5 protein-coding genes and 1 pseudogene are annotated in these 5,109 nt (G+C 40.8%); 3 read left to right on the top strand and 3 right to left on the bottom strand.

Annotation, left to right across the window (positions count from 1 at the left end; genetic code table 11):
- A partial coding sequence (locus AC1DPZ_RS21475) for a hypothetical protein (protein ID WP_477407272.1) occupies nucleotides 1-248 on the top strand: 248 nt, incomplete at its 5' end.
- Nucleotides 249-257: 9 nt separating this feature from the next.
- Entirely contained in the window at nucleotides 258-626 is a 369-nt protein-coding gene (locus AC1DPZ_RS21470) for a PIN domain-containing protein (protein WP_477407270.1), read from the top strand.
- 310 nt (nucleotides 627-936) lie between these two features.
- Here the strand turns inward: AC1DPZ_RS21470 and AC1DPZ_RS21465 are convergent, their stop codons facing one another.
- A complete protein-coding gene (locus AC1DPZ_RS21465) occupies nucleotides 937-1,848 on the bottom strand; it encodes a class I SAM-dependent methyltransferase (protein ID WP_477407268.1) in 912 nt (303 codons plus the stop codon).
- A gap of 96 nt (nucleotides 1,849-1,944) precedes the next feature.
- On the opposite strand from AC1DPZ_RS21465, the gene AC1DPZ_RS21460 reads away from it, so the two are divergent.
- Nucleotides 1,945-3,798: a DEAD/DEAH box helicase gene (locus AC1DPZ_RS21460; RefSeq protein WP_477407266.1), complete on the top strand. Its 1,854-nt coding sequence runs from the start codon at nucleotides 1,945-1,947 to the stop codon at nucleotides 3,796-3,798.
- A gap of 693 nt (nucleotides 3,799-4,491) precedes the next feature.
- On the opposite strand, the gene AC1DPZ_RS21455 is transcribed toward AC1DPZ_RS21460, so the two are convergent.
- The gene (locus AC1DPZ_RS21455) at nucleotides 4,492-4,815 is read right to left on the bottom strand and encodes a hypothetical protein (RefSeq protein WP_477407264.1); all 324 of its coding nucleotides are present in this window, start codon (nucleotides 4,813-4,815) and stop codon (nucleotides 4,492-4,494) included.
- A 55-nt stretch (nucleotides 4,816-4,870) separates the two neighbouring features.
- Nucleotides 4,871-5,109: pseudogene (locus AC1DPZ_RS21450) on the bottom strand (hypothetical protein); the annotation flags it as partial.

The raw sequence follows: 5,109 nt of genomic DNA, 5'->3' as shown, positions 1-5,109 counted from the left end.
AAAAAGGAGAATTTACAATGAGGATAACCATTGAAATAGATAGTAAAAGTGAATTAAAAAAGCTATCTGCATTATTAGAATCATTCAAAATAAATACAGTTAAAATCATATCTGCTGATACAGCTATACCCATAAATAAGGGTGATAAAAAAATAGATCCCAATAGCCTATTTGGTATTTGGGCAAATAAACCGAGATCATTGGAAAATATCCGCAAAGATGCCTGGCAAAGAAACCAACCTATTTAATTAATAATAATGGTTTTATGCGATACGAACATCTTTATTCACGCCTTTAACGGAAGGCAGGAAACGATAGACCGGCTACACCAAATTGGCTTAGAGCAAGTTGCACTTTCTGTTATTACTGTAATGGAGCTTTACCAGGGAATGGGAAATAAGACGGAATTGGCGCAAATGAAAAGGAAAATCAGGTATTATGATGTTGTTGATATCGATAAAGCAACCTCTATGCTGGCAAGCAAATTAATAGAAGACTTTAAATTAAGCCACGGCCTGCAAATACCGGATGCAATTATCGGAGCCACCGCTGTAATCCATCAAATCCCATTTTATACCTATAACATTAAAGATTTTGACTTTTTACCAGGTATTATATTAATTTAATACTAAAGACATTGTTTGAGGCTCGAAAGCCGCTTATCCATATTAGCTTCTCTCCACTCGCTGAATCGTGATAAATATTCCTTAGAAGCTGTCTAAAAATAAATGAATAACCAGACCGTCATTGCACGAAGCAATCCCCGATTTACAGAGTTGCTGTGCAAATCCGATCTGTATTTTGGGGATTGCTTCGTCGTACCTCCTCGCAATGACGGTCACGAGGCGGTTGTGGTATCCATACATGTCATTACTGTTTTTTCCAGCTGGGCTGGTGGTTACTCGAATGACGGTCTGTTTATTTATTTTTAAACATCTACGAGTAATCAAAACTCCCTTTTTTAAACGGCAGCTTAAAAAAAGCGGTTACTACATTCCAGATATGTTTTAGGCGATAGCCGGCATTTTTCTTCACCTTAGCTAACCCATGCTTCTCCATGTTCATAAAAGGAGTAGTTATAGTGCCTGTTTTTGAAGAAGTGGGCTGCGGTGTTGGTTTTTTCTCTATAACAACTATCGAATCATAATAATGAATAGAATTTACCGAGCGGGTAAAATCATCAACCTTTAATGATTTCTCTACCGAGTGGTAAGCGTTAAGTTTATCAATAAAGTTTTTAGAGTATTCAATAAAGGTGCCGCGTCTTTTATGCCCCCCGCCGTATTTTAACCAGTATGAGGTATGAATGTCTTCGCAAAGGTAAACGCCATCGGGTTTTACATGATTAAACAGTTCCTCGTATGATATAATCTGCTGCAGCATGGTATGGCCACCATCGTCAATTAAAATATCAATCGGGGGTATTTCTTCCTTAACCCGTTTCAGGAAATTACGGTCGGTTTGCGAGCCTATCAGTATTTTAATATTCTCCTCCTCCACGGCTTTACAATTTGGGTTTATATCAATACCGTAAATTTTTGCTTTATCGCCAAAATAGCTTTTCCACATTTGCAAACTGCCGCCGTGTAGTGTGCCTATCTCCAAAATCACAATATCCTTGCCCCTGTATTTACTAAAATGACGTTCATAAACATCAAAGTAATGGGCCCATTTGTATATAACGCGTTCGGTATTATTCTTAAAATATATTTCCAGATCGTTCATTCCTGTGTCAATTAACGGCTTTAAACCTACATAAAAAAACCTGTTCACCAAAAGGAATTTCAAAACAGCGCACCTGTTTACCGCATCAAAAGCTGTAACTATCAAATTTTCATACAATTGCATATTTTATTTAATACCAGCCAAGTATTGCTTTTGCAAAATATTAACGCTATCTTTGCGCCCGATTTGGCGATGTTGCCAAATTCGTTATTTTAATTCATGAACCCATTTATTCAACTGGGAATCCGTCATGATATTGTTAATGCCATCTCTGAGTTAGGGTTTGAAAACCCAACGCCAATCCAGGAACAGTCAATTCCGGTATTGTTAACAGGCAGCAACGATTTTGTCGGATTAGCCCAAACCGGGACCGGTAAGACTGCTGCCTTTGGCCTACCATTATTAGAGCTGTTGGATTTTGAAGAAAATCATCCACAGGCACTTGTTTTATGCCCAACACGTGAACTTTGTTTACAGATCACGAACGACATTAAAAATTACTCCAAAAAAATGGACAACGTTCACGTTGTAGCCGTTTATGGCGGAGCAAGCATCATGGATCAGTTACGCCAGATTAAACGCGGCGTACAGATCGTTGTGGCCACTCCGGGCCGTATGCTTGATATCATTAACCGTAAGGCGATAGATTTTTCGAAGGTAAAATTTGTAGTATTGGATGAAGCTGATGAAATGCTCAATATGGGCTTTCAGGAAGACATTGATAATATCTTATCTACCACTCCGGACGAGAAAAAAACCTGGCTGTTTTCGGCCACCATGCCAACCGAAGTTCGCCGTATAGCGAAAAAGTACATGAATGAGCCATTTGAGCTTACCATGGGCACAAAAAACACCGGCAATGCCAACATTGAGCACGAGTACTATATTGTACGTGCCMGTGATAAGTATGCCGCTTTTAAACGTATTGTTGATTTTAATCCTGATATTTTTGGTATCGTATTTTGCCGTACCAAAATTGAAACACAGGATATTGCAGAAGCCCTGATAAAAGACGGTTACAATGCCGATTCTTTACATGGCGACCTGTCACAACAGCAACGCGATAAGGTAATGAAACGTTACCGCGAGCGCAGCCTGCAATTGTTAATTGCTACCGATGTTGCCGCACGTGGTATTGATGTTAATGATGTAACACACGTTATTAACTACTCGTTACCAGATGAGGTTGAAAACTACACCCACCGTAGCGGCCGTACAGCCCGTGCAGGTAAAACAGGTGTATCTATCAGCATTATCAACGCCAAAGAATTAGGTAAAATACGCCAGATTGAGCGCACCCTGGGTAAACGCTTTGTTAAAGCCGAAATACCAACCGGGTTTGATGTTTGCGAAAAACAATTATTCTCAATTGTTCATAAAGTACATAACGTACAGGTTAATGAGCAGCAGATTGAGCAATACATCCCGCGTATTATGGATGAGTTTAAGGATATGAGCAAAGAAGAGTTTATAAAACGCTTTGCATCAATTGAATTTAACCGTTTCCTTGATTATTACAAAAACGCGCCAGACCTTAACGCGAACGTTGAAGAAGGCCGCAGAGACAGAGACGACCGCGGTGACCGTGGCGAGCGTGGTGCATCAAGCGGACCATCTGCTTACACCCGTTTATTTATAAACTTAGGTTCTGTTGATGAGTTTAACCGCGGCGACTTGCTGGGTTACATTTGCAACACATCAAAAATTAGCGGCCGTAGTGTTGGTAAAATRGATGTTAAGGGTGTTTATTCTTTCTTCGAAGTTCCAAACGAGGATGTAGAAAAAGTGAGCGCCGGCTTTAAGGATGCCGAATACAAAGGCCGCCCTGTAAGGATAGAAGTATCTGGCGAAGGCACAAGCGACCGTCGTGAAAGCGGTGGTGGTGGTCACCGTGGTGGCGAGCGTCGCGAAGGCGGCGGCGGTTACCGTGGTGGCGAACGCAGAGAAGGCGGTGGCGGTTACCGTGGTGGCGAAAGAAGCAACTCAGGCGGCGGCGATCGTCGTAGTGGTGGCTTCCGTGACTTCTCGGGCAAACCCCGCGAAGATCGCCCGGAACGTAAAAGAAGATTCTAAAGTTAGTATCAAGTAGTAAGTATCAAGTAGCAAGACAATAGAAAACCTATCGAAGCTGTCTTGATACTTGATACTTGATACTTGATACTTGATACTTGATACTAAATACTTACTACTAAGTAAAAGATAGTTTTCGTGAGCTTCCCCCTGGTAGGGAAGCATTAGTTTTAGTTTTGTTTTGTTAACAAAGCCTTCAATTGCCGCCAGCAGTTATGAAGGCTTTTGTTTTTTAACGGTATTAGTTAAGTACCTCTTACCCGTCATTGCGAGGCACGAAGCAATCCCCGATTTACAGAGTAACTGTGCAAATCCGATCTGCATTTTGGGGATTGCTTCGTCGTACCTCCTGCCAATGAAAAGCATATAACTTACTGATTATCAATACTATTTCTTAATATAATCTATGCCATTGCGAGGCACGAAGCAATCGCATGCTATACAGAGCGGACCTGCACAGTTCGCGATTGCCGCGCTGCGCTCGCAATGACATGGTTGTTGTGAGCCCCTAAAGCCAGCACGTCATCCTCGTTTTTTCCAAGATTATCCTGGTGGTTACTCGCAATGACGCTCACGAGGTGATTGTGGTATCCATACATGTCATTACTGTTTTTTCCAGCTCGGCTGGTCGGTACTCAACGAGTTTTCAAGTCTATGACTATCAAAATCTAACGCTTACAACTTGAAACTTAGTTTTTAACGGGTAAACTCAACAATATCAGAGTCGGGGTAAAGGAGTGTAAGTTTATGATCGTCCAGGTTTTTTATCAGGAATTTGGTATATGGCCGGCTCCCCTCATACGATGTAAAAATTGTATCATTCGTCACAAAATAATCCTCGGTAACCGGCTTTCCGTCATCGGTGGTAAAACCTTTTTCGGTTATTTCCAGTTTTGTTTCACCATCCTTTGATTGCCACTTGCCCAGCAACTTTTTATTAACCTGGTTGGTAGTGCAGGCAAAGGAAAACAATATTAATGCGCAAAATGCATACGCAAAAATTAAAGGGTATTTTTTCATGACAGGGTTTTTAAACTTACATTGCTTTTACAGGGCAATGTAAGTTACTAATTTTTTATTGAGCAGGTTTATCAATAAGGGCCGTTTTTTTAACATAAACTCTGTGCCCTTTTTTGTTGATGTAATAGTAATATGAGTTTTTGTCGATATAAATAGTTTGACCACCCGGCGCTACCTTTCCTTCAAACTTTTTATCAACTACTGCCGATGCACCTTTAGCTGCAATCTCCGAGGTTTTATGCCCAACTTTTTTGGCGGTTGTACTTGTTTTATGGCCAACATCCTTAGCTGTTT

The sequence above is a fragment of the Mucilaginibacter sp. P4_G9 genome (assembly GCF_056400985.1).
Note: the sequence above shows the minus strand (reverse complement) of the source record. Positions and strands in the feature narration are given on the sequence as shown.